The organism is Rhodococcus sp. 2G (assembly GCF_001886355.1).
GTDB lineage: Bacteria > Actinomycetota > Actinomycetes > Mycobacteriales > Mycobacteriaceae > Rhodococcus > Rhodococcus pyridinivorans.
This window is the reverse complement of record NZ_CP018063.1, coordinates 3,105,271-3,127,014: the sequence shown is the minus strand read 5'-3', so window position 1 is coordinate 3,127,014 and position 21,744 is coordinate 3,105,271. Positions and strand designations below refer to the sequence as shown.

23 protein-coding genes are annotated in these 21,744 nt (G+C 68.9%); 19 read left to right on the top strand and 4 right to left on the bottom strand.

Annotated elements, in window-relative coordinates; genetic code table 11:
* Window positions 1-99 precede the first annotated feature (99 nt).
* The 4 genes from BO226_RS14665 (at window position 100) to BO226_RS14650 (ending at window position 2,945) form a co-directional block, all read left to right on the top strand.
* Window positions 100-336, top strand: a complete 237-nt coding sequence (locus BO226_RS14665; RefSeq protein ID WP_006552345.1) for a helix-turn-helix domain-containing protein — start codon at window positions 100-102, stop codon at window positions 334-336.
* Window positions 337-606: 270 nt separating this feature from the next.
* Window positions 607-708: a 30S ribosomal protein bS22 gene (locus BO226_RS14660; protein WP_003402602.1), complete on the top strand. Its 102-nt coding sequence runs from the start codon at window positions 607-609 to the stop codon at window positions 706-708.
* A gap of 225 nt (window positions 709-933) precedes the next feature.
* Window positions 934-1,965 carry an NAD-dependent epimerase/dehydratase family protein gene (locus BO226_RS14655; RefSeq protein WP_121208889.1) on the top strand — a complete coding sequence of 344 codons (1,032 nt, stop codon included), beginning with the start codon at window positions 934-936 and terminating at the stop codon, window positions 1,963-1,965.
* Window positions 1,962-2,945, top strand: a complete 984-nt coding sequence (locus tag BO226_RS14650) for a lysophospholipid acyltransferase family protein (protein ID WP_006552343.1) — start codon at window positions 1,962-1,964, stop codon at window positions 2,943-2,945. The genes BO226_RS14655 and BO226_RS14650 overlap by 4 nt, the downstream gene beginning before the upstream one ends.
* A 12-nt stretch (window positions 2,946-2,957) precedes the next feature.
* Here the strand turns inward: BO226_RS14650 and BO226_RS14645 are convergent, their stop codons facing one another.
* On the bottom strand, window positions 2,958-3,914 hold the full coding sequence (locus BO226_RS14645; RefSeq protein WP_071935531.1) for an HAD family hydrolase: 957 nt from the start codon (window positions 3,912-3,914) through the stop codon (window positions 2,958-2,960).
* Window positions 3,915-4,156: 242 nt separating this feature from the next.
* Here BO226_RS14645 and BO226_RS14640 point away from each other — a divergent pair, with 242 nt between their 5' ends.
* The 8 genes from BO226_RS14640 (at window position 4,157) to BO226_RS14605 (ending at window position 11,894) form a co-directional block, all read left to right on the top strand.
* Window positions 4,157-4,447 (top strand): glutaredoxin family protein, encoded by a 291-nt coding sequence (locus tag BO226_RS14640; RefSeq protein ID WP_006552340.1) that lies wholly within the window; start codon window positions 4,157-4,159, stop codon window positions 4,445-4,447.
* A gap of 159 nt (window positions 4,448-4,606) precedes the next feature.
* Window positions 4,607-5,476, top strand: a complete 870-nt coding sequence (locus BO226_RS14635) for a redox-sensing transcriptional repressor Rex (RefSeq protein WP_019291201.1) — start codon at window positions 4,607-4,609, stop codon at window positions 5,474-5,476.
* Complete coding sequence (locus tag BO226_RS14630; protein ID WP_071935530.1) at window positions 5,473-6,894, top strand: glutamyl-tRNA reductase; 1,422 nt, start codon at window positions 5,473-5,475, stop codon at window positions 6,892-6,894. Before BO226_RS14635 ends, BO226_RS14630 begins: the two co-directional genes overlap by 4 nt.
* Window positions 6,891-7,901, top strand: coding sequence for a hydroxymethylbilane synthase (gene hemC / locus BO226_RS14625; protein WP_071935529.1), 1,011 nt, complete (start codon window positions 6,891-6,893; stop codon window positions 7,899-7,901). Before BO226_RS14630 ends, hemC begins: the two co-directional genes overlap by 4 nt.
* Before the next feature lie 63 nt (window positions 7,902-7,964).
* Window positions 7,965-9,530: a uroporphyrinogen-III synthase gene (locus BO226_RS14620; RefSeq protein WP_033096113.1), complete on the top strand. Its 1,566-nt coding sequence runs from the start codon at window positions 7,965-7,967 to the stop codon at window positions 9,528-9,530.
* 86 nt (window positions 9,531-9,616) lie between these two features.
* On the top strand, window positions 9,617-10,594 hold the full coding sequence (gene hemB / locus BO226_RS14615) for a porphobilinogen synthase (protein WP_006552336.1): 978 nt from the start codon (window positions 9,617-9,619) through the stop codon (window positions 10,592-10,594).
* Window positions 10,591-11,124 (top strand): hypothetical protein, encoded by a 534-nt coding sequence (locus BO226_RS14610; RefSeq protein WP_232237957.1) that lies wholly within the window; start codon window positions 10,591-10,593, stop codon window positions 11,122-11,124. The genes hemB and BO226_RS14610 overlap by 4 nt, the downstream gene beginning before the upstream one ends.
* Before the next feature lie 281 nt (window positions 11,125-11,405).
* Entirely contained in the window at window positions 11,406-11,894 is a 489-nt protein-coding gene (locus tag BO226_RS14605) for a hypothetical protein (RefSeq protein ID WP_006552334.1), read from the top strand.
* On the opposite strand, the gene BO226_RS14600 is transcribed toward BO226_RS14605, so the two are convergent.
* Window positions 11,876-13,822, bottom strand: coding sequence for an acyl-CoA dehydrogenase family protein (locus tag BO226_RS14600; protein ID WP_071935527.1), 1,947 nt, complete (start codon window positions 13,820-13,822; stop codon window positions 11,876-11,878). The genes BO226_RS14605 and BO226_RS14600 overlap by 19 nt on opposite strands.
* Window positions 13,823-13,948: 126 nt before the next feature.
* Between BO226_RS14600 and hemL the strand changes: the two genes are divergently transcribed.
* From hemL to BO226_RS14565, 7 genes are all read left to right on the top strand, one after another.
* Window positions 13,949-15,274, top strand: coding sequence for a glutamate-1-semialdehyde 2,1-aminomutase (hemL, locus tag BO226_RS14595; RefSeq protein WP_083543639.1), 1,326 nt, complete (start codon window positions 13,949-13,951; stop codon window positions 15,272-15,274).
* A gap of 61 nt (window positions 15,275-15,335) precedes the next feature.
* Complete coding sequence (locus tag BO226_RS14590; protein ID WP_060650690.1) at window positions 15,336-15,986, top strand: histidine phosphatase family protein; 651 nt, start codon at window positions 15,336-15,338, stop codon at window positions 15,984-15,986.
* Window positions 15,983-16,588, top strand: coding sequence for a TlpA disulfide reductase family protein (locus tag BO226_RS14585; protein WP_006552330.1), 606 nt, complete (start codon window positions 15,983-15,985; stop codon window positions 16,586-16,588). The genes BO226_RS14590 and BO226_RS14585 overlap by 4 nt, the downstream gene beginning before the upstream one ends.
* Before the next feature lie 2 nt (window positions 16,589-16,590).
* Window positions 16,591-17,409, top strand: coding sequence for a cytochrome c biogenesis CcdA family protein (locus tag BO226_RS14580; protein ID WP_006552329.1), 819 nt, complete (start codon window positions 16,591-16,593; stop codon window positions 17,407-17,409).
* Complete coding sequence (gene resB / locus BO226_RS14575) at window positions 17,406-19,073, top strand: cytochrome c biogenesis protein ResB (protein WP_071935526.1); 1,668 nt, start codon at window positions 17,406-17,408, stop codon at window positions 19,071-19,073. Before BO226_RS14580 ends, resB begins: the two co-directional genes overlap by 4 nt.
* The gene (gene ccsB / locus BO226_RS14570; RefSeq protein ID WP_071935525.1) at window positions 19,073-20,056 is read left to right on the top strand and encodes a c-type cytochrome biogenesis protein CcsB; all 984 of its coding nucleotides are present in this window, start codon (window positions 19,073-19,075) and stop codon (window positions 20,054-20,056) included. The genes resB and ccsB overlap by 1 nt, the downstream gene beginning before the upstream one ends.
* 51 nt (window positions 20,057-20,107) lie before the next feature.
* Window positions 20,108-21,073 (top strand): MinD/ParA family ATP-binding protein, encoded by a 966-nt coding sequence (locus tag BO226_RS14565; protein ID WP_071935524.1) that lies wholly within the window; start codon window positions 20,108-20,110, stop codon window positions 21,071-21,073.
* Window positions 21,074-21,099: 26 nt separating this feature from the next.
* Here BO226_RS14565 and BO226_RS14560 read toward each other — a convergent pair whose 3' ends face one another.
* Both BO226_RS14560 and BO226_RS14555 read right to left on the bottom strand, forming a co-directional pair.
* Complete coding sequence (locus tag BO226_RS14560; protein ID WP_024101710.1) at window positions 21,100-21,300, bottom strand: hypothetical protein; 201 nt, start codon at window positions 21,298-21,300, stop codon at window positions 21,100-21,102.
* Between the two features lie 190 nt (window positions 21,301-21,490).
* On the bottom strand, window positions 21,491-21,700 hold the full coding sequence (locus BO226_RS14555; RefSeq protein ID WP_006552323.1) for a BldC family transcriptional regulator: 210 nt from the start codon (window positions 21,698-21,700) through the stop codon (window positions 21,491-21,493).
* Window positions 21,701-21,744: the final 44 nt, after the last annotated feature.

Here is a 21,744-nt window from a genome sequence, read left to right as displayed (position 1 = left end):
TCGCACAGGAACCATTCGTCACGCTAAGCTCGAATCAGCACGTGCGTGTCTGTTCCGCCGGAGGGGAAGCCGGCGGCGCGGGCGTGCCGGAGGTGTGTAATGGTTTCAGGAAACACGCCGTCGAAGGGTCAACCTCAAGACGGACAGTCGGTTCTCGCCGGTACCCAGTTCCTGACGGTTGCCGAAGTGGCAGCTCTCATGCGGGTGTCGAAGATGACCGTGTACAGGCTGGTGCACAGTGGCGAACTACCCGCAGTGCGTGTGGGACGCTCGTTCCGCGTGCATGCGAAGGCCGTCCACGACTACCTCGAGACGTCGTACTTCGACGTCGGATAGAGGTCGGACAGGGACGATCGGCGCATCGTCGGGGACGACGGTACGACGAACGGATCCGGTGCGCGAGGGAACGCGAGGGAAGTCGCGTTCCGGGACGGACCTCGGTTTCACGCCGGGTGGGCCGCCCCGGTAGGATTGCTTGTCGTCGTACCGGCCAGCCGGTGTCGTGAGGCGCTGTTACTCGTCGCCACGAGGCCCAGCGTCGACATACATCAGGCGTACGTCACCGGCGTGCGCAGGAACGCTACAAGGAACGTGAGGGATGCCCACATGGGATCTGTGATCAAGAAGCGCCGTAAGCGCATGTCGAAGAAGAAGCACCGCAAGCTGCTCCGCCGCACCCGAGTGCAGCGTCGTAAACTCGGCAAGTAAGCCCTGCGCCTATCCGATGCCCGTCACCTTCCATGGTGGCGGGCATCGTTCGTCTGTGCATCCCGGTACACGAAAGTTCACCCACGAGTCGTGCAATGGCGGCGAAGTGGCCGTATTGTGGGACGGCATACCGCGTCGGGGCGAATGTGACCGATGACGCGTGTGGTGCAGCAGGGGGTTTCACGAGTGGTTTCGCAGGGGCACGAAGTGGCACGTCCACGAGTCGTGCTGGTCACCGGAGCAAGTCGGTTCCTGGGTGGTTTCCTCGTCACCAGGCTCGCCCAGAATCCCGACATCGAGCGGGTGATCGGCGTCGACACCCAGTCGCCGTCGAAGGACATGCTCCGGCGCATGGGGCGGGCCGAGTTCGTGCTCGCCGACATCCGCAACCCACTCATCGGCAAGATCATCCGCAACATGGACGTCGACACCGTCGTCCACGCGTCCGCCGTCACGAAGGCCCCGAAGTCCGGGAGCCGCACGGCGATGAAGGACATGAACGTCCTCGGCGCGATGCAGCTGTTCGCTGTGTGCCAGAAGGCACCCTCGGTGCGCAGGATCGTGCTGCGCTCGTCGTCCGTCCTCTACGGATCGAGTGCCAAGGACCCCGCGAAGTTCACCGAGGAGATGAGCGCCCGCCGCCGGCCCACGGGCGCCTTCGCCCGCGACATGATAGAGGTCGAGGGATATCTGCGCGGCGTCGCCCGGCGGCGCAGCGACATCGCGACCACCATCCTCCGGTTCGCACCCACCGTCGGAAACCGGCTGCCCGGCTCGGTGTCGAGCTATCTCACCTCCCCGCTCGTCCCCAACGTGCTCGGCCGCGACGCGCGACTGCAATTGCTGCACGAGGAGGACGCACTCGGTGCGCTCGAACACGCGGTCGTCGCCGGACCGTCAGGGACGTACAACATCGCCGGTGAGGGGATCGTCACGATGACCCAGGCCGTGCGCCGGGCCGGTGGCGTCACCGTGCCGATGCCCTACGCGCTGTTCCGCACGGTCGGGCACGCACTCATGGGCTCCGTGATGAACTCCTTCACCAAAGAAGAACTCGACTATTTCCATTTCGGATGCGGACTCGACACCACGCGCATGCGCAACGAGTTCGGATTCGAACCACGCTGGACCACGAGAGAAGCGCTCGACGATTTCGCCCGGGGCCTCGCCCTCACCCGCATCGTGAAGACCGAATGGGTGGACAAGGCCGAGTCGATGGCGCTCTCCGTGCTCGGAGAGACGAGGGAGACGCGATGACGGAGGTCGCGAAGGTCATCCCGTTGCACGCCGGCAACCGCCGTCCCGGCGAACGGGTCACACGCACACCCCATCCGTCGATGGGGCCACCGCCCACCCCCGAGCAGGTGAACCGCACCGATCGATTCCTCGACGACCTGCGCGGCACGCTCGCACAACAGGTCACCGCCACCGCCGAGTTCGTGCGCCGCCGGATGACCGGCGACTACGAAGTCGACGACTTCGGCTTCGACCCGCACTTCACCGAGAACGTCGTCCTGCCGGTGCTGCGACCCCTGTTCGACAAGTGGTTCCGCGTCGAGGTCCGCGGCGTCGAGAACATCCCCGCCGAGGGCAGCGCACTCGTCGTCGCCAACCACGCCGGCACGCTCCCCGTCGACGCACTGATGACCTCCGTCGCCGTGCACGACCACGCGGATCGTCACCTGCGGATGCTCGCCGCCGATCTCGCCTTCGGTATGCCCGTGGTGGGGACGGTGACGCGCAAGGCCGGCCACACCCTCGCGTGCCATCCCGACGCCGAACGACTCCTCCGGCAGGACCAGGTGGTCGCGGTCTTCCCCGAGGGGTACAAGGGACTCGGCAAGCCGTTCAAGGAGCGTTACAAACTGCAGCGGTTCGGCCGCGGCGGTTTCGTGTCGGCGGCCCTGCGCACCCAGGCGCCCATCGTGCCGTGCTCGATCGTCGGCTCCGAGGAGATCTACCCGAACATCGCCGACCTCACCTCGCTCGCGCGCCTGCTCGGCCTGCCCTACTTCCCGATCACCCCGCTGTTCCCGGCGCTCGGCCCGCTCGGGATCGTGCCGCTGCCGTCGAAGTGGTACATCGAGTTCGGCACACCCATCGTCACCGACGTGTACGACGAGGCCTCGGCGGAGGATCCGATGGTGTTGTTCGAGGTCACCGACCACGTGCGCGAGACGATCCAGCAGACCCTCTACAAGCTGCTCACGCGCCGGCGGAACGTCTTCCTCGGCTGAGCACCTCGAAAATCAAGCCGCTCGGTCGCGGCGGCGACCCACGAGGACCGCGACAGCACCACCCGCGGCACCGAGACCGAGCGCCGTCGGCACCCCGACCTTCGCGGCCTTGCGCGCCGTCCGGAAGTCGCGGATCTCCCACCCGCGTGTGCGAGCGACCTGCCGTAGATCCGGATCGGGATTGATCGCGACGGCCGTGCCGACCACCGAGAGCATCGGCACGTCGTTGTGGCTGTCCGAATAAGCCGTGCAGCGCTTGAGATTCAGACCCTCACGGATCGCGAGGGCCCGCACCGCGTGCGCCTTGCCGAGACCGTGCAGGATGTCGCCGACGAGACGGCCCGTGAAGACGCCGTCCTTCGACTCGGCGACGGTGCCGAGCGCACCGGTCAGGCCGAGGCGTTCGGCGATGACGTCGGCCAGTTCGACCGGCGTCGCGGTCACGAGCCACACCTGCTGGCCCGCGTCCAGGTGCATCTGCGCGAGCGCGCGGGTGCCCGGCCAGATCTTGTCGGCGATGATGTCGTCGTAGATCTCCTCGCCGAGCCGGCGCAGTTCCTCCGTGGAGCGGCCCTGCACGAACGACAGCGCCTTGTCGCGACCGGACGCGACGTCGTTCATGTTCTCCTTGCCCGTCAGGCGGAACTTGACCTGCTGCCAGGCGAATTCGAACAGGTCGGACTTGTCGAAGTAGTTCCGGGCGACGAGGCCGCGGGCGAAGTGGATGATCGACGCGCCCTGCACCATCGTGTTGTCGACGTCGAAGAACGCCGCCGCGGTCAGATCGCGCGAGACGGGAGCGGTATCGGGGGAGGGCTCGGGTTCGACGCGGGATTCCTGCAACGCGAGGGCGGCATCGGCGCTCGCCTCACCTGCGAGATTGGCGCGGACCTCTTCCTCGCTGGGTCCGAACTTGCGAGAGAAGAGCCGACGTCCGGGACGGATGATGCTCGCCCACGTCTCACCCATGCCCCATCCGTAGGGAAACGAACGTCCTGGCACTCGCACCTCCGGTGTCGTAACGGGCGGGGCTGTCGAAACGGGCGGGCCCCGTGTGACCCCTGCACTTCCGGGCGCCGCACATATGGCGACCGCATGCACGGGCGACCCGCGCCAAGCCTAGCCCGCGACACCGCCCCTCACCGGGAGGCCGTCGCCCCCGTGACGGGGTGTGACGTTCATCTCGACAGGTCGTGCCGCACAGTGGAGCCATGAGTGAGCAATCGTCATCGGCAACGAGCGGCTCCGCGAGCCGTCATCACCTGACCCTTCTCGTGCGCGCCGGGTGCGGTGCGTGCGGTCCTGCGCGCGAGCAGCTCGAGGCGCTCGCGGAGGAGCTCGGCGTCGAGGTCACCTGCATCGACGTGGATGTCGCTGCCGCAACCGATCCCGATCTGAGGGCCGAATTCGGGGACCGTCTGCCCGTCGTTCTGCTCGACGGACGCGAGCACAGCTACTGGGAGGTCGACGAGCCGCGACTGCGCGCAGATCTCGCTCGGTGAGTCGGCAGGTCCTCGTCGTACAGCAGGTGGGAAGCACATTCGGGGTGCTTCGAGCAACTTTGTGCATGGCTTCACAAGCGGTTACCGTGGTGTGAACGAATTCCCGGATCACCGTGAGGCCAGGCGTGTATCCACCGGCCGGACGAGGAGCCACGTACCGTGACGCAGTTGCACCCACCGCAGGGCGAGGACGCTCGCGGCACCGCCGAGTCCGGCGAGGGTGCCACTCCCACTCCTCCGGTCCGCGATATCCCACAGGCTACTGTGACGCGTCTCGCGACCTACCTCCGGGTCCTCGGTGCGTTCGCCGAAGCGGGCACCCTCATCGTCTCCAGTGAGGAACTCGCGGCCGCCGCCGGGGTCGGTTCGGCCAAACTGCGCAAGGATCTGTCCTTCCTCGGACCCAACGGAGTGCGCGGCGTCGGCTACGACGTCCTGCGCCTCCAGTCCCGCATCGAAGCAGCTCTCGGACTCGACCGGGGCCATCGCGTCGTGCTCGTCGGAGTTGGCAGCCTCGGCCGCGCCCTCGCCCGGTATCCGGGCTTCGACCGCCGCGGTTTCACGATGGCCGGACTCTTCGATTCCGATCCCGACGTGGTGGGCACACGTGTGGGCGATCTCGTCGTGCGTCACGTCGACGATCTCGAGAACGGAGCCCATGAACTCGGCGCGACCATCGGTGTCGTCGCCACCCCCGACGAGGCAGCACAGCAGGTGTGCGATCGGCTCGTGCTCGCAGGAGTGCGCAGCATCCTGAGCTTCGCTCCCGTCGAACTCGATGTCCCCGACCACGTCGAGATCCGACGCGTCGATCTGTCCGTCGAGATGCAGGTCCTGTCCTTCAACAGCACCCGCAACGGGGAGACCCCCCGGGCCGCGACCGCTGACGTTCGTCCTGCTGCCGGCGACGTACGCCCCGCCGGCATACCGCGGGTGTCCACCCGAAGCTCTGCTCGGCGTACCACAACAGGAAAGGCGGGTCCGATGGGCTCGGCCGCGACCAGAAACGGATCGGTGATCGCACCGTGAGTGTTCTCCTCGTCGGGATATCGCATAGGAGCGCACCGGTCCCGGTGCTCGAGAAGGTGGCGGTCACGGACACCGACCGCCCCAAGCTCACCGACAAGATGCTGGCGTCGGACAAGATCTCCGAAGCGATGATCGTCTCCACCTGCAACCGGGTGGAGATCTACGCGGTGGTCGACGCCTTCCACGGCGCGCTCGCCGCGGTCAGCGAACTGCTCGCCGAGCACTCGGGTCTGCCCGTCACCGAACTGCACAAGCACGCCTACGTCCGCTACAGCGAGGCCGCTGCCGAACACCTGTTCTCCGTCGCCAGCGGGCTCGACTCGATGGTCGTGGGGGAGCAGCAGATCCTCGGCCAGATCCGCACCGCCTACGCCGCCGCCGACGCTCAGCAGGCCGCCGGCCGCACCCTGCACGAACTCGCCCAGCAGGCGCTGCGCGTCGGCAAGCGGGTGCACTCGGAGACCGGCATCGACGCCGCCGGTGCATCCGTCGTGTCGGTCGCGCTCGACAAGGCCTCGAACTTCCTCGGAGGCGCCCTGAAGGGCCGCACCGCCGCGGTGATCGGTGCCGGCGCCATGGGTGGTCTCGCCGTCGCGCATCTCGTCCGGGCCGAGGTCGGCTCGATCGTCGTCGCCAACCGCACCCGCGACCGTGCCGAGCGACTCGCCGAGACCGCACAGGCCGCCGGTGTCGACGCCGAGGTCGTCGGATTCGACGAACTCGCGACCGCACTGAGCCGCGCCGACGTCGCCGTCACCTGCACCGGAGCCGTGGGCGCCGTCGTCACGCTCGCCGACGCGCACCGCGCACTCGCGCAGCCCGGCCGCGGCGAACGCCCCCTCGCAATCTGCGATCTCGGTCTGCCGCGCGACGTCGACACCGCCGTGGCCGGTCTTCCCGGTGTGCAGGTCTTCGACATGGAGTCGCTGCAGCGCGACCCGTCGGCCGGCGCCGCCGCGACCGACGCGGAGGCCGCCCGCACGATCGTCGCCGCCGAGCTGTCGCAGTACCTCACCGCGCAGCGACTCGCCGAGGTCACCCCCACCGTGACGGCACTGCGTCAACGCGCCGCCGAAGTGGTCGAGGGCGAACTGATGCGCCTCGAATCGCGACTGCCCGATCTCGACGACGGCCAGCGCGGCGAGGTCGCCCGCACCGTGCGCCGGGTCGTCGACAAGCTCCTCCACGCACCGACGGTGCGCGTCAAGCAGCTCGCGTCGACGCCGGGAGGCGACCAGTACGCCGAGGCCCTGCGCGAGCTGTTCGAGCTGCGCCCGGGCTCGGTCGAGGCGGTCGCGACACCCACCAAGGATCTGAACTCGCTGACCGATCCCACCCTCTCGGGGGATCTGTCCGCCGCACTCGACCCCGCTGTCACCACCGAACTCCAGGCCTCACGAAAGGACGGCACCGCATGAGCACCGAAGCCGCATCGGTTTCCCGCGACGATGTTGCTCGGCAGGATCGTCCCCTGCGGATCGGTACCCGCGGCAGCGTGCTCGCCACGACCCAGGCCGGTACCGTGCGCGACGCACTGATTGCCGCCGGTCGCCCGGCAGAGCTCGTCATCATCACCACCAAGGGCGATGTGACGCCCGGCCCGGTGCAGCGCATCGGCGTCGGCGTGTTCACCGCCGAGCTGCGCGAGGCGCTGCTCGCAGGTGAGGTCGACGTCGCCGTGCACTCCTACAAGGACCTGCCGACCTTCCAGGATCCGCGCCTCGTCGTCGCGGCCGTCCCCGAGCGGGAGGACCCGCGCGACGCGCTCGTCGCCCGTGACGGACTCGTCCTCGGCGAGCTGCCGCCCGGCTCCAAGGTCGGTACCTCGGCGCCGCGCCGGCGGGCACAACTCGCTGCGCTCGGCCTGGGACTGCAGATCGAACCGCTGCGCGGCAACATCGACACCCGCATCGGCAAGGTCGACTCCGGCGAACTCGACGCGATCGTCATCGCGCGTGCCGGACTGTCGCGGATCGGACGCCTGGACCGGGTCACCGAGTCCCTCGAATCGGTGCAGATGCTGCCCGCGCCGTCGCAGGGTGCGCTCGCCGTGGAGTGCCGGTCGGACGATCCCGAGATGATCGAGCTGCTCGCCGGACTCGACCATGCGCCGAGCCGCGCCGCAGTCGTCGCGGAGCGCTCGCTGCTCGCCGAACTCGAAGCCGGATGCACCGCACCGGTGGGGGCGATCGCCGAGGTCGTCGAATCGCTCGACGACGACGGCCGGGTGATCGAGGAACTGTCGGTGCGCGGATGCGCCGCCGCCATGGACGGATCGGATGTGCTGCGAGCGAGCGCGGTGGGGGCGCCGGAGAAGGCCGAGGAACTCGGTCGCCGTGTCGCCCGCGAACTGCTCGACCTCGGTGCGCGCGAGCTCATGGTCGAGCACGGGGTCCTCCCCGAGACGAGACCTGCCGATGATTGACACAGCCGTCACCGTCACCCGATTTGCCCTTACCGCTGATTTGACCGCACTGGAGAATGACCGATGAGCCGAGTCCGTAAGCACAACCCCGGGCGCATCCTGTTCGTGGGATCGGGCCCGGGCGATCCTGCGCTGCTCACCGTGCGCGCGCGTGACGTGCTGGCGGGCGCCACGATCGCCTTCACCGACCCCGATGTCGACAAGGGTGTCGTGGCCCTCGTCGGTGTCGACCACGGCACCGACCCGGAGACCGGTGAGCCCGTCGCCGAGGTCCGTCCCGCGCTCGGCGAGCCCGCCGAGGTCGCCAAGACGCTCGTCGCCGAGGCGAAGGCCGGTCGCGACGTGGTGCGCCTCGTCGCGGGCGACCCGCTCACCACCGACTCGGTGATCGCCGAGGTCAACGCCGTCGCCCGCACCCAGGTGGTCTTCGAGGTGCTTCCGGGCCTGCCCGCCGGATCGTCCGTGCCGAGCTACGCCGGTATGGCGCTCGGCTCGTGCCACACCGAGGTCGACGTGCGCGGAGAGGTCGACTGGGCCGCGCTCGCCGCCGCCCCCGGCCCCCTCGTCCTCCATGCGACCTCCGGCCACCTCGCCGAGACCGCCAGCGCGCTGGTCGAACACGGCCTGGCGCCGCAGACCCCCGCCGCGATCACCGTGCGCGGCACCACCCGTCAGCAGCGCACCGTCGAGGCCACCCTCGCGACCCTGAACGACGCGGGTTCCGAGCTCGTCGGACCGCTCGTCGTCACCGTCGGCAAGGTCGTCTCGCACCGCAACAAGATGTCGTGGTGGGAGTCGCGCGCCCTGTACGGCTGGACCGTGCTCGTGCCCCGCACCAAGGATCAGGCCGGCGAGATGAGCGAGCGGCTCGTCACGCACGGCGCGATCCCGATGGAGGTGCCGACCATCGCGGTCGAGCCGCCGCGCAGTCCCGCGCAGATGGAACGCGCGGTCAAGGGCCTGGTCGACGGTCGCTACCAGTGGGTGGTGTTCACTTCCACCAACGCGGTGCGTGCGGTATGGGAGAAGTTCGAGGCGTTCGGTCTCGACGCGCGCGCGTTCTCCGGCGTCAAGATCGCGTGCGTCGGTGAGGCCACCGCTGCGAAGGTGCGCTCGGTCGGCATCATCCCCGAGCTCGTGCCCAGCGGCGAACAGTCCAGCCTCGGCCTGCTCGCCGAGTTCGCCCCGTACGACGACGTCTTCGATCCGGTCAACCGGGTGCTGCTGCCGCGCGCCGACATCGCCACCGAGACCCTCGCCGAGGGTCTGCGCGAGCGCGGCTGGGAGATCGACGACGTCACCGCCTACCGCACCGTGCGTGCCGCTCCGCCGCCGGCCGCGACCCGCGAGATGATCAAGACCGGTGGTTTCGACGCGGTGTGCTTCACCTCGTCGTCGACGGTCCGTAATCTCGTGGGTATCGCCGGCAAGCCGCACGCCCGCACGATCGTCGCGTGTATCGGCCCGAAGACGGCCGAGACGGCGATCGAGTTCGGCCTGCGGGTGGACGTGCAGCCCGAGACCGCGCAGATCGGGCCCCTGGTCGACGCGCTCGCCGAGCACGCGGCCCGGCTCCGGGCGGAAGGCGCACTGCCTCCGCCGCGGAAGAAGTCCCGCGCCCGCCGCTGATCTCTGGTGATCCGATGATCCGTGCGCGGTCCCGGTAGTCGCCACTACCGGGGCCGCGCACGACCCGTATGGAAGGTGTTCTCCCCATGTTTCCCGACATCCGTCCCCGCCGGCTGCGCAGCACACCCGCCATCCGACGGCTCGTGGCAGAAACCTCCCTCGAACCCCGCCACCTCGTGCTCCCGATGTTCGTGGCCGACGGCCTCGACGAGCCGCGCGAGATCGCGTCGATGCCCGGGGTGTACCAGCACACCGCCGATTCGCTGCGCAAGGCCGCGGCCGCGGCCGTGTCCGCCGGTGTCGGCGGCCTGATGCTCTTCGGTGTGCCCAGCCCCGAGGACAAGGACGCCCGTGGTTCCGCGGCGAGCGATCCCGGCGGTGTGCTCAACCGCGCGCTGCGGTCGCTGCGCAGCGAACTCGGCGACTCCACGGTGATCATGGCCGACACCTGCCTCGACGAGTTCACCGATCACGGCCACTGCGGTGTGCTCACCGACACCGGCGTCGTCGACAACGACGCGACCCTCGAGCGTTACGCCGAGATGGCCGTCGCGCAGGCCGAGGCCGGGGCGCACCTGCTCGGCCCGAGCGGCATGATGGACGGCCAGATCGGTTTCATCCGGTCCGCGCTGGACGAGGCCGGGCACACCGAGGTCGGTCAGCTCGCCTACTCCGCGAAATACGCCTCGGCGTTCTACGGTCCCTTCCGCGACGCCGTCGGCTCGTCCCTCGAGGGAGATCGCCGCACCTACCAGCAGGATCCGGCGAACCGTCGCGAGTCGCTGCACGAGGTGGACCTCGACCTCGCCGAGGGCGCCGACATGGTGATGGTCAAGCCGGCGATGTCGTATCTCGACGTGCTGCGCGAGGTCGCCGACCGCTCGCCCGTCCCGGTGGCCGCCTACCAGATCTCGGGGGAGTACTCGATGATCACCGCGGCCGCGCAGAAGGGCTGGATCGATCGCGATGCGGCGATCCTCGAATCGCTGGTCGGCATCCGGCGGGCCGGTGCGGACGTCGTCCTCACCTACTGGGCCGCCGAGGTCGCGGGTCGCCTGTCATGAGCTTCCCCGCACCTCCTGTCGGGCCCGGCCCCGCGGCGAATCGTCCCGTTCCCGGAGACGTCACGACGGCCCACCAATTGTGGTGCGGGGTACTCGCTCTCGCCGTCGTGAGTTTGGCGGCAAGTCTCGCCGATCTGCTGAGTCGACGCGAGGAACTGCTCGACCTCATGACCACGATGGCCGCCGAGCAGGCCATCGAGGGCGTCACCACGGAGCAGCTCGAGTCGGCGGTCCCGCTGCTGGTCGCGCTGACCGCCGGCATCGGCCTGGTGATCGTCGGAGTGCTGTATCTGGTAGTCAGGCAGCTGTTGAAGGCCAAGAACTGGGCCCGGATGTTGCTGACCCTGCTCGGGGTGTTCATGTCGCTGTCGACCCTGCCCACCGTCTTCGGTGTGGGCGTCGGGGAGGGCGGCGCGGGCTGGATACTCGGTGTGGTGGGCATTCTGCAAGCCGTCGCGACCGTCGGAGCGATCGTGCTGATGCACCGGCGGGATGCCAACCGCTTCTTCCTGCGACTGCCGGAAGAATAGACGTACCACTCGGTTTCGTCCGGCGCGACCGAAGAGTACGGTGGGCTCACCATGTGGGCCGCACGGCCCTTTCCGTCGAGCGAAAAGGACGTCATGCAGGTGGAACCGCGGCCCTATGGGCGCCGTCGCGAATTGGTGTTGATCGCTCTCATCGCCCTCCTCGGCCTGGTGACCACCGTGCTGCTGGTGATCCCCGGCGCGTTCGCCGCTTGACCGACCCGACGGCCCCCGATCCGGCGACCCCTGATCCGGCAACCCCTGATCCGGCAACCCCTGATCCGATGGGCACCGACCCGGCCGGGCCGCTGTTCCACGAACCCGGAGCGCGCTGGCGCACGGTCGCCATCGGCCCGCTGGTCTGCGTCGTGGCCCTCGTCGTCGAACTGTTCACCGGCCCCGTCGTGCACTGGGTCGCGCTGCCGATCATCGCGATCGTGCTCGCCGGCTTTTCCTACGTGATGGTCGTGGCTGCTCGTCGGCACGTCAGCGTCGAGCTCACCTCCACGGTCCTGCGGCAGGGCACCGAGGAACTGCCGGTCGCCGAGATCGAGGCGGTGCTGCCGCCGCCACCGGACGACCGGCGCGATCCGGAACGCTGGGAGACCGCCCGGAGCCTCGGCGAACTGGCGGATGTGCCGCGCGGCCGCAAGCCTGTCGGACTGCGGCTCATCGGAGGAACGTTCGTGCGGGCGTGGGCGAAGGACGCCGACGAGCTGCGAGCACGGCTCGGCGAGCTCGTCGGCGAACCCGGTCAGACTGCGACGTCCTGAGGTGGGACGACCGCTCCCTCACGGTCGAGCATGGCCGAGCCGAGCAGGTAGTCGGGCACACCCAACCCGTCCACGAGCGTCAACGCGTGCGGACGCAGGCTGCGGCACCGCTCGTTGATCCCGCGTGTGACGGCCTTGGCGCGTTCGACCGACAGCAGGCGGTGCTCCATGAACCACGCCTTGTCCTCGTCGATGATCGTCAGCGCGTAGAGATCGCACAGCTCCGACAGCAGGTCGCGGGCGGTCTCGTCCTTGCAGTCCTCGATCGCGGCGACGAACGCCTCGAGCACGACCCGGTCGATGTGCGCGCGGGCGGCGTGCAGAACGTGGTCCTGCACGAAGTTGAAGGCGTCGAACGGGTTGTCCTCACGCTTCATCGCGCCCTGCAGGCGCCGGGCCGCAGTCGACAGCAGGTACTGCTCGCGGTCCTCGAACATCGTCACCTGCGTACCGCGGTTGAAGAGGCTGCCGTCCTCCTCGTTGTCCTGGCGGGTGTCGACGATCGTCTGGATGATCTGCTGCGCCGCGGTGCGCTTCTTGACGATGTCGGAGATCGTGGTGGCGGCGAACCGCATCCACTCCACAGGGCTCATGCCCTGCACCTCGTCGGCGTAGGCCGTGAGCAGTTCCTTCGCGACCAGCTGGGTCAGGACGTGGTTGTCGCCCTCGAAGGTCGTGAACACGTCCACGTCCGCGCGCAGCGCCGTCAGCCGGTTCTCGGCCATGTAGCCGGCACCACCGCACGCCTCGCGGCACTCCTGTATCGCCCGCGACGCGTGCCAGGTGTTGGCGGCCTTGAGGCCGGCCGCGCGACCCTCGAGTTCGCGCTGTTCCTGCGCGTCGAGTTCCTGCAACGACGTCGACTGCAGCCGGTGCATCGTCGTGAGCAGCTCGTTCTGGGCGAAGCCGAGCGCGTACGAGCGGGCGATCAGCGGGAGCAGGCGCCGCTGGTGGACGAGATAGTCCATGATCGGCACCTCGCCGTCGCGCCCGGGGGCGTCGAACTGGCGACGCTTCTCGGCGTAGCGGGTGGCGATGCTCAGCGCGACCCGCGCCGCCGCACCCGCCGAGCCGCCGACGGTGATGCGCCCGCGGACCAGCGTGCCGAGCATCGTGAAGAACCGTCGGCTCGGGTTGTCGATGTCCGAGGCGTAGGTGCCGTCCGGTTCGACGTCCGCGTACTTGTTGAGCAGGTTCTCCCGGGGGATGCGCACCTGGTCGAAGACGATGCGGCCGTTGTCGACACCCGGCAGGCCGCCCTTGTAACCGCAGTCGGAGGTCGTCACACCCGGCAGGTCGTTGCCGTCCTCGTCGCGGATCGGGACGACGAAACAGTGCACACCGTGCGTCTCACCCTGCGTGACGAGCTGCGCGAAGACGGCCGCGAACCGGGCGTGTTGCGCCGCGCCACCGATGTAGTCCTTGCGGGACGACGGGGTGGGGGAGTGGATCACGAACTCCTGGGTGTCCGGATCGTAGGTCGCCGTGGTCTCGAGCGACTGTACGTCGCTGCCGTGGCCCGTCTCGGTCATCGCGAAGCAGCCGAGCACGTCGAGGTCGATGAGCTGCTTGACGTACTTCTCGTGGTGCCGCTCGGTGCCGAGGTTCTCGATGGCACCGCCGAACAGGCCCCACTGCACGCCCGCCTTGACCATCAGCGACAGGTCGGACATCGCGAGCATCTCGATGGATGCGACCGCGCCGCCCGCGTCGCCCGTGCCGCCGGACTCGACGGAGAAACCCGCCGCGGCATAGCCGTGTTCGGCGAGGATGCGCATCTGCTCGAGCGTGATGGCGCGCGCCTTGTCGGTCTCGGGGGTGTAGTGCGGTGCGAACTTCTCGTGCGCGAGATCCTTGCGTGCGCGTTCGCGTGCTTCGTGCCACGCACCGTCGAGTGCGATGCGCAGGTGTTCGGCTGTCGTCGGCATGCCTCAGACGATAGGTGCGACAAGTCACTCATGGTGTCCCTTTTTCCTGGTAAGGGAGAAAAAACACATGAGGTTTGAGGACCACTGTTTTTGGCAAATCCCGCGAAACTACGGACACTGGAAGTCGTGACTGCGACCCCCGATGCTTCGTCCACCCGCGACACTCGATCCGCCGCACTCTTCCACCGGGCATCGAAGGTGACACCGGGGGGCGTCAACTCTCCGGTCCGCGCGTTCGGATCGGTCGGCGGCAATCCTCCTTTCTTCGCATCGGGATCGGGTCCGCTGCTCACCGACGTCGACGGAAAAACCTACGTCGACCTGGTGTGTTCTTGGGGCCCGATGATTCTCGGGCACGCGCATCCGGCGGTCGTCGAGGCCGTCCGATCCACCGCGCCGGCGGGTCTGTCGTTCGGTGCCCCCACCGAGGGTGAGGTCGAACTCGCCGAGGAGATCGTCGCCCGCATCGCACCCGTCGAGCAGGTCCGGCTCGTCAACTCCGGCACCGAGGCGACGATGAGCGCCGTCCGTCTCGCGCGCGGATTCACCGGACGGTCGAAGATCGTGAAGTTCGCGGGTTGTTATCACGGTCACGTCGACGCGCTGCTCGCCGACGCCGGTTCCGGCCTCGCCACCTTCGGTCTGCCCACCTCGCCCGGCGTCACGGGCGCCCAGGCGGGCGACACCATCGTCGTCCCCTACAACGACCTCGCCGCCGTGCGCGCCGCCTTCGAGGCGAACCCCGGTGAGATCGCCGCGGTCATCACCGAGGCCGCCGCCGGCAACATGGGCACCGTCCCGCCGGTGTCCGGCTTCAACGAGGGCCTGCGCGAGCTCACCCGTGAGCACGGCGCGCTGCTGATCATGGACGAGGTGATGACCGGCTTCCGCGCGAGCCCGACCGGCTGGCACGGCATCGACGGTGTCTCCGGCGACCTGATGACCTTCGGCAAGGTCATGAGCGGAGGTCTGCCCGCCGCGGCCTTCGGTGGCCGCGCCGACGTCATGGCCCATCTCGCCCCGAGCGGACCGGTCTACCAGGCCGGCACCCTGTCCGGTAATCCCGTCGCCGTGGCCGCCGGCCTCGCGAGCCTGCGTGCCGCCGACGCCGAGGTCTACGCCACCCTGGACCGCAACTCCGAGACCCTCGGGCGTCTGCTGGGGGAGGCACTCGCCGCCGAAGGGGTGCCGCACCGCGTCCAGAATGCCGGCACGCTGCTGAGCGTCTTCTTCACCGATGAGCCGGTGACGAACTACGAGCAGGCCAAGGCCGCGCAGACCTGGCGCTTCCCGGCCTTCTTCCACGCGCTGCTCGAACGCGGCGTCTATGCACCCCCGAGTGCCTTCGAGACGTGGTTCGTCTCGTCCGCGCTCGACGACGACGCGTTCTCGCGGGTCGCCGACGCGCTGCCGCACGCCGCGCGCGCGGCCGCCGCGGCGACCGCGCCGTAGCACCGCTCTCCTGCCTGCCCAGCCCGATCCGCCCCTCCCACACCCCTCGAGGAACATCGACGTGACCGACGCCGCCCCGTCCGAGACCCGCACGATCGTGCACGTGCTCCGCCACGGAGAGGTCCACAACCCCTCCGGAATCCTCTACGGCCGCCTGTCCGGCTTCAAGCTGTCGGTGACCGGTGAGGCCCAGGCACGTGCGGTCGCGGCGTCGCTCGCCGACCACGACATCGCACACGTGGTCGCGTCCCCGCTCGAACGGGCCCAGCAGACCGCCGCCCCGATCGCGGAGAAGCACGGACTGCAGATCCGCACCGACGAGAACCTCATCGAGGCGGCCAACGACTTCGAGGGCTTGAAGGTCTCGGTCGGCGACGGTGCGCTCAGCCGCCCGCGCCACTGGTGGAAGCTGCGCGATCCGTTCACCCCTTCCTGGGGCGAGCCCTACCTGCAGATCGCCCACCGCATGCTCGCCGCCGTCAACGCGGCCCGCGTGGCCGCGGTGGGGCGGGAAGCGGTGTGCGTGAGCCACCAACTCCCGGTGTGGACGCTGCGCCGCTTTCTCGAGGGCGAGCGACTGTGGCACGACCCGCGTCGCCGCCAGTGCAGCCTCGCCTCGCTGACCTCCCTGGTCTACGAGGGTGACACCCTCGTCGACCTGGTCTACTCCGAGCCGGCCGGCGCCTCCGACCCGAACGTCCACGGCGCATGAGAAAGGTGTTCCGGGCGACGGTCGCCGCGATCTGCGGTGCCGTCCTTCTCACCTCCTGCGCCACCGGGGACGACGCCGTCGCCACCGGGGGAACGTTCGACTTCGTCTCGCCCGGCGGGCAGACCCGCATCTTCTACGACCCCCCGGCCGACCGGGGCACCCTCGGTGAGCTCACCGGCGAGGACCTCATGAACGAGGGCGAGACCATCTCCCTCGACGACTACGAGGGCCAGGTCGTCGTGCTCAACGTGTGGGGCCAGTGGTGCGCGCCGTGCCGCAGCGAAGCCGACGATCTCGAGGAGGTCTACGAGGCCACCAAAGATCTCGGGGTGCAGTTCCTCGGCATCAACGTCCGCGACAATCAGCGCGACAAGGCCCAGGACTTCGTCACCGACCAGCGGATCGGCTACCCGTCGATCTACGACCCGCCGATGCGGTCGCTGCTCGCCCTCGGCCGCAACTACCCGACCTCGGTCGTGCCGACGACGGTCGTCCTCGACCGTGAGCACCGCGTGGCTGCGGTCTACCTGACCGAACTGCTCGCCGAGGACCTGCAACCGGTCGTCGAACGGGTCGCGGCGGAACCGGATTCGGAGCAGTAACAGTGATCCTTGCGTCGGGTGTCGGGGAGACCTTCCAGAACGCGGCCCTGTCGGGTCCGCTGCTGTTGGCGATGGGCGCGTGCCTGCTCGCCGGTCTCGTCTCCTTCGCATCGCCGTGCGTCGTGCCGCTCGTTCCCGGCTATCTGTCCTACCTCGCCGGAGTGGTGGGAGCCGAGGCCCCCGCCGTCACCGCCGAGCAGGCCGGTGCCCGCACCACGACCGTCCGCAGCGACGGCCGCCTCCGGGTGGCCGGTGCCGCCGGGCTGTTCGTCCTCGGATTCACCGTGGTGTTCGTCCTCGCGACGGCCTCGGTGTTCGGGGCGATCTCCGCGCTCGCCGTCAACCGCGAACTGCTCATGCGGATCGGTGGTGTCGTCACCATCGTGATGGGTCTGGTCTTCATCGGTCTCATCCCAGTCTTGCAGCGCGACACGCGTCCGGCGCCCCGGCGCATCTCGAACCTTGCGGGAGCCCCGCTGCTCGGCGCGGTGTTCGCGCTCGGGTGGACCCCGTGCCTCGGTCCCACCCTCGCCGGCGTCATCTCGCTTGCGGCGGGCACCGAGGGCACCACCGCGGCACGCGGGGTGACGCTGATCGTCGCCTACTGCCTCGGCCTCGGGTTGCCGTTCGTCGTGCTCGCGCTCGGTTCGGCGCGGGCGCTGCGCGGGGTGGGCTGGCTGCGCACCCACGCGCGGACCGTGCAAATCGTCGGTGGCCTGATGCTCATGGCCGTCGGCATCGCTCTCGTCACCGGTGCGTGGGACCTGTTCGTGTCCTGGGTCCGTGACTCGTTCATCTCGGAAGTGACTCTGCCCGTATGACCGCGACACACACCCCGACCCCCGCACCGCAGCCGTCGCCTCCGCCGCGACAGGCCGCGTTCGGACGTGCCACGGCCTTCGTGCGGAACACCTGGCGCGGCCTGACGTCGATGCGGACCGCGCTGGTCCTGCTGTTCCTGCTCGCGCTCGCCGCGATCCCGGGCGCACTCCTGCCGCAGCGCAGCCTCAACACCCAGAAGGTCGACGAGTACATCGCGGCCCGGCCGACGCTCGGACCGATCATGGACCGCTTCGAGCTGTTCGACGTCTTCGGAAGCTTCTGGTTCACCGCCGTCTACGTGCTGCTGTTCGTCTCGCTGGTCGGCTGCATCCTGCCGCGCTGCGTCGAGCACTTCCACGCCCTGCGCACCCCGCCGGTCGCCGCGCCGCGCAACCTGCAGCGCCTGCCGCACCACACACAGACGATGGTGGCCGAGGCCCCCGCCGACGCCCTCGACCGGATCCAGAAAGAGCTGCGCGGTTGGAAGGTCGTGCGCCGCGAGGGCGGTGCCCGCGGGCGTGACGGCGAGGTGACCCTGTCCGCCGAGAAGGGTTATCTGCGCGAGGCCGGCAACCTGGTCTTCCACATCTCCCTCGTCGGGCTGCTCGTCGCGGTCGCCGCCGGCAAGCTCTTCGGTTACGAGGGGCAGCGCATCCTCGTCGCGAACGGCGAGGAGTTCTGCACCACCTCGCCCGCCTCCTTCGACTCGTTCCGCGCCGGCAGCACGCTCGACGGCACCGGTCTGAACCCCATGTGCGTGCGGGTGAACACCTTCGTCGCCGACTATCTCGACAACGGCCAGGCCGAGATGTTCACCTCCGACATCGAGTACCAGTACGGCGACGACCTCGTCACGAACACCTGGCGCGACGCGCAATTGAAGGTCAACCATCCGCTGCGGGTCGGCAGCGACCGCGTGTACCTACAGGGTCACGGTTACGCCCCGACCTTCACGGTCACCTGGCCGAACGGCGAGACCCGCACCGAAACGATGCAGTGGGCGCCCGACGACGCGACGACCTTCCTCAGCAGCGGCGCCATGCGCTTCGACCCGCCCGGTGGCATGTACCCCGACGCCGACGAGCGCCGGAAGAACCAGATCGCGATCGAGGGACTGTTCGCGCCGACGGCCTCGTTCCACGGCACGCTGCTCACATCGATCTTCCCCGCCCTGACGGACCCGGCTGTCGCCATCGACATCTACAAGGGCGACTCCGGTCTCGACACCGGCAACCCGCAGTCGCTGTTCTCGCTCAACAAGGAACTGATCAATCAGGGACGCCTCGTGAAGCAGGATCGTGTCAACCTGCGTCTGGGGGAGAGCGTGACGCTCGCCGACGGCACCGAGGTGCGATTCGACAAGGCCACCGACTTCGTCAACCTGCAGGTCTCCCACGACCCGGCTCAGCAGTGGGTGCTGGTCGCGGCGATCTTCATGATGGGCGGACTGCTCGTGTCGCTGCTGGTCAAACGACGCAGAGTGTGGGCACGCGCGTACCCGGACGGTACAGTGAGCGACGGCGAACGACGGACCGTAGTAGAGCTCGGCGGTCTCGCACGAACCGATCAGGCCGGATGGGGAGACGAGTTCGACCGACTGGTCGAGCGCCTTCTCGGCGACGATGCACCCTCCGCCCCGGCGGCACAGGAGAAGAAGAACTGATGACAGAGAACGACACCCTCGCGCAGTACAGCGACTGGGCCTTCGAATCGGCGTTCGCGGTGCTCGTGCTGGCTCTGCTGCTGCTCATCGCCGAGTACGCGACCCACCGGGCCGACGTCGTGGCGGAGCGGGAACGCGAACTCGTGGCCGCCGGAAGGCAGCAGGCCCCCGCCGAGCGCGCGACCGGGCCGGGACGGATCGACCAGACGCCGAGGCGCACCGTGTCGCAGCGTCTCGGCAACATGGGACGCGCGCTCGTCGTCGTGGTCGCGGGCCTGCAGCTCGCCTCGATCGTCCTGCGTGGGCTGGCCACCGAGCGGTTCCCGCTCGGCAACATGTACGAGTTCGTCTCGATGGCGTGCACCGCCGCGGTGATCTTCGGGCTGATCGTCCTCCGCAAGCCGGCCTACCGGATCATGTGGGTGTACCTGGTGGTCCCCGTATTGATCCTCATGTTCCTCGCGGCGACGGTGTTGTATGCCGACGCCGCTCCCGTGGTGCCGGCCCTCCGATCGTTCTGGCTGCCGATCCACGTGACGATCATCAGCGTCGGCAGCGGCATCTTCCTCGTCTCGGGTGTCGCGAGCGTGCTGTTCCTGCTGCGCATCCGCTTCCCGAAGGGCGAGGAGCGCAGCGGTGTGTTCGCGGCGATCGCCGAGCGGCTGCCCGACGCGCAGACCCTCGACCGGCTCGCCTACCGCACCACGATCATCGGCTTCCCGCTGTTCGGCGCCGGCATCATCCTCGGGGCAATCTGGGCCGAGGCGGCGTGGGGACGCTTCTGGGGCTGGGACCCGAAGGAGACGGTCTCGTTCATCTCGTGGGTCGTCTACGCCGCCTATCTGCACGCGCGTGCGACCTCCGGCTGGCGGAACACCCGCGCAGCGTGGATCAACATCGTCGGCTTCGTCACGGTGCTGTTCAACCTGTTCATCATCAACATGGTCGTGTCGGGCCTGCACTCGTACGCCGGGCTCAACTGAGGCTGCTATCGTCGCGCCGTCGTCCGTGACAGTCGACGGGGGGAGAACGCGGTGAATGGGGCCGGTAACGGGTCGTCGGGGCTCGACGGACACGCATTGGACGCGACGGCGCTGGACTCGTCGCTACTTGTACGTCCGGTCGCCGCGCCGCCGCGGAGGGGCTGGCGGCGGGTCGTCTACCGGGCGACCGGTGGTCGCGTGCACGTGGGGGAGAGTTCCCGGCAGCAACGCAAGGAGGAATCGGCCGAGCGGGTGCGTGCACCGCTGCACGGCTGCCATCGGATCGCCCTGCTGAGTCTCAAGGGCGGGGTGGGCAAGACGACCACCACGGTCACGCTCGGTTCGACCTTCGCGGAGCTGCGTGGCGATCGGATCGTCGCGGTCGATGCGAATCCGGACCGCGGGACGTTGAGTCAGAAGGTGGCCGAACAGACGCCGGCCACGGTGCGCACGCTGCTGCGCGATCAGTCGCTGCTCGAGACGTATGCGGACGTGCGCGCCTACACCTCGCAGAACACGCATCGTCTCGAGGTGCTCGCCTCGGACACCGATCCGGCGGTCTCGGAGGCCTTCAGCGCCGACGACTACGAACGGACGTTGGGTCTTCTCGAGCGGTTCTACAGCATCGTGCTCACGGATTGCGGGACCGGGCTCATGCACTCCGCTATGACCGCGATCCTCGAGAACGCCGACACGCTGGTCGTCATCAGTTCCGGTTCGGTGGACGGCGCCCGCAGCGCGTCGGCCACGCTCGACTGGCTCGACGCGCACGGCTATCGCGAACTCGTCGAGCGGTCGGTGGCCGTCGTCAACGCGGTGCGGCCGAGGTCGGGCAAGGTCGACCTCGACCTCGTGGTGCGACACTTCGAACAGCGGTGCCGCGCGGTCCACGTCCTGCCCTTCGATCCCCACCTCGAAGAAGGGGCGGAGATCGACCTGGACCGGTTGCAGTCGGGTACGCGGCGCGCCCTGCTCGGACTCGCCGCGGATATCACCGACGGTTTCGCCGCGCGGTGACAGACCGCTCGGCGTAACGCGAACGGTCAGTCGCCCCGCTCCTGATCGGACTCGCCGGTGCCGTCGCCACTCCGGCGGCGGTGCACCTCGCGATCGACCTTCCACAGGAAGTCGGGATCGTCGTCAGGCCCCATCACGCGGGACGGCGGACGAGATGTGGGACCGTACGCCTTCCACAGCAGGACGGCGAGTGTCACCGCACCGATGAGTGCCAACAGATAGAGCACGTTGCACCTCCTGACCGTGGTGGTGCCGGACGAGGACGTGCCCTCGCCGTGCACCTCCGGGCCGCGGCGACCGCAGACCGGTTCGTCCACATTCTAGGTGGGAGGAACCCGGTCCGGCACGTGGGTTCCGCGGGTGGTCGGCCGAGATCCGGCAGGTGTACGCCGGAGGTGCGGATTCTGCTGTCTCGGATCAGCGTGTCGCTTCGGTCGTGAGGGAGCGGAGAAGCGCCAGGACCTCGGACTCACGGAAGCGGCGATGGCCACCGGGGGTCCGCAGCGAGCCCAATCGGCCGGCGTGGGCCCACCGGGTGACGGTCTTGGGATCCACATGGAACAGTGCCGCCACCTGGCCCGGGGTCAGCAGGGATTCCTTCGCGCCGTTGAAAGTGGGTGCGCTCATTGCGAATGTCCTCCCGGTTGTCGTGATCGTGTTGTTCGACGCGA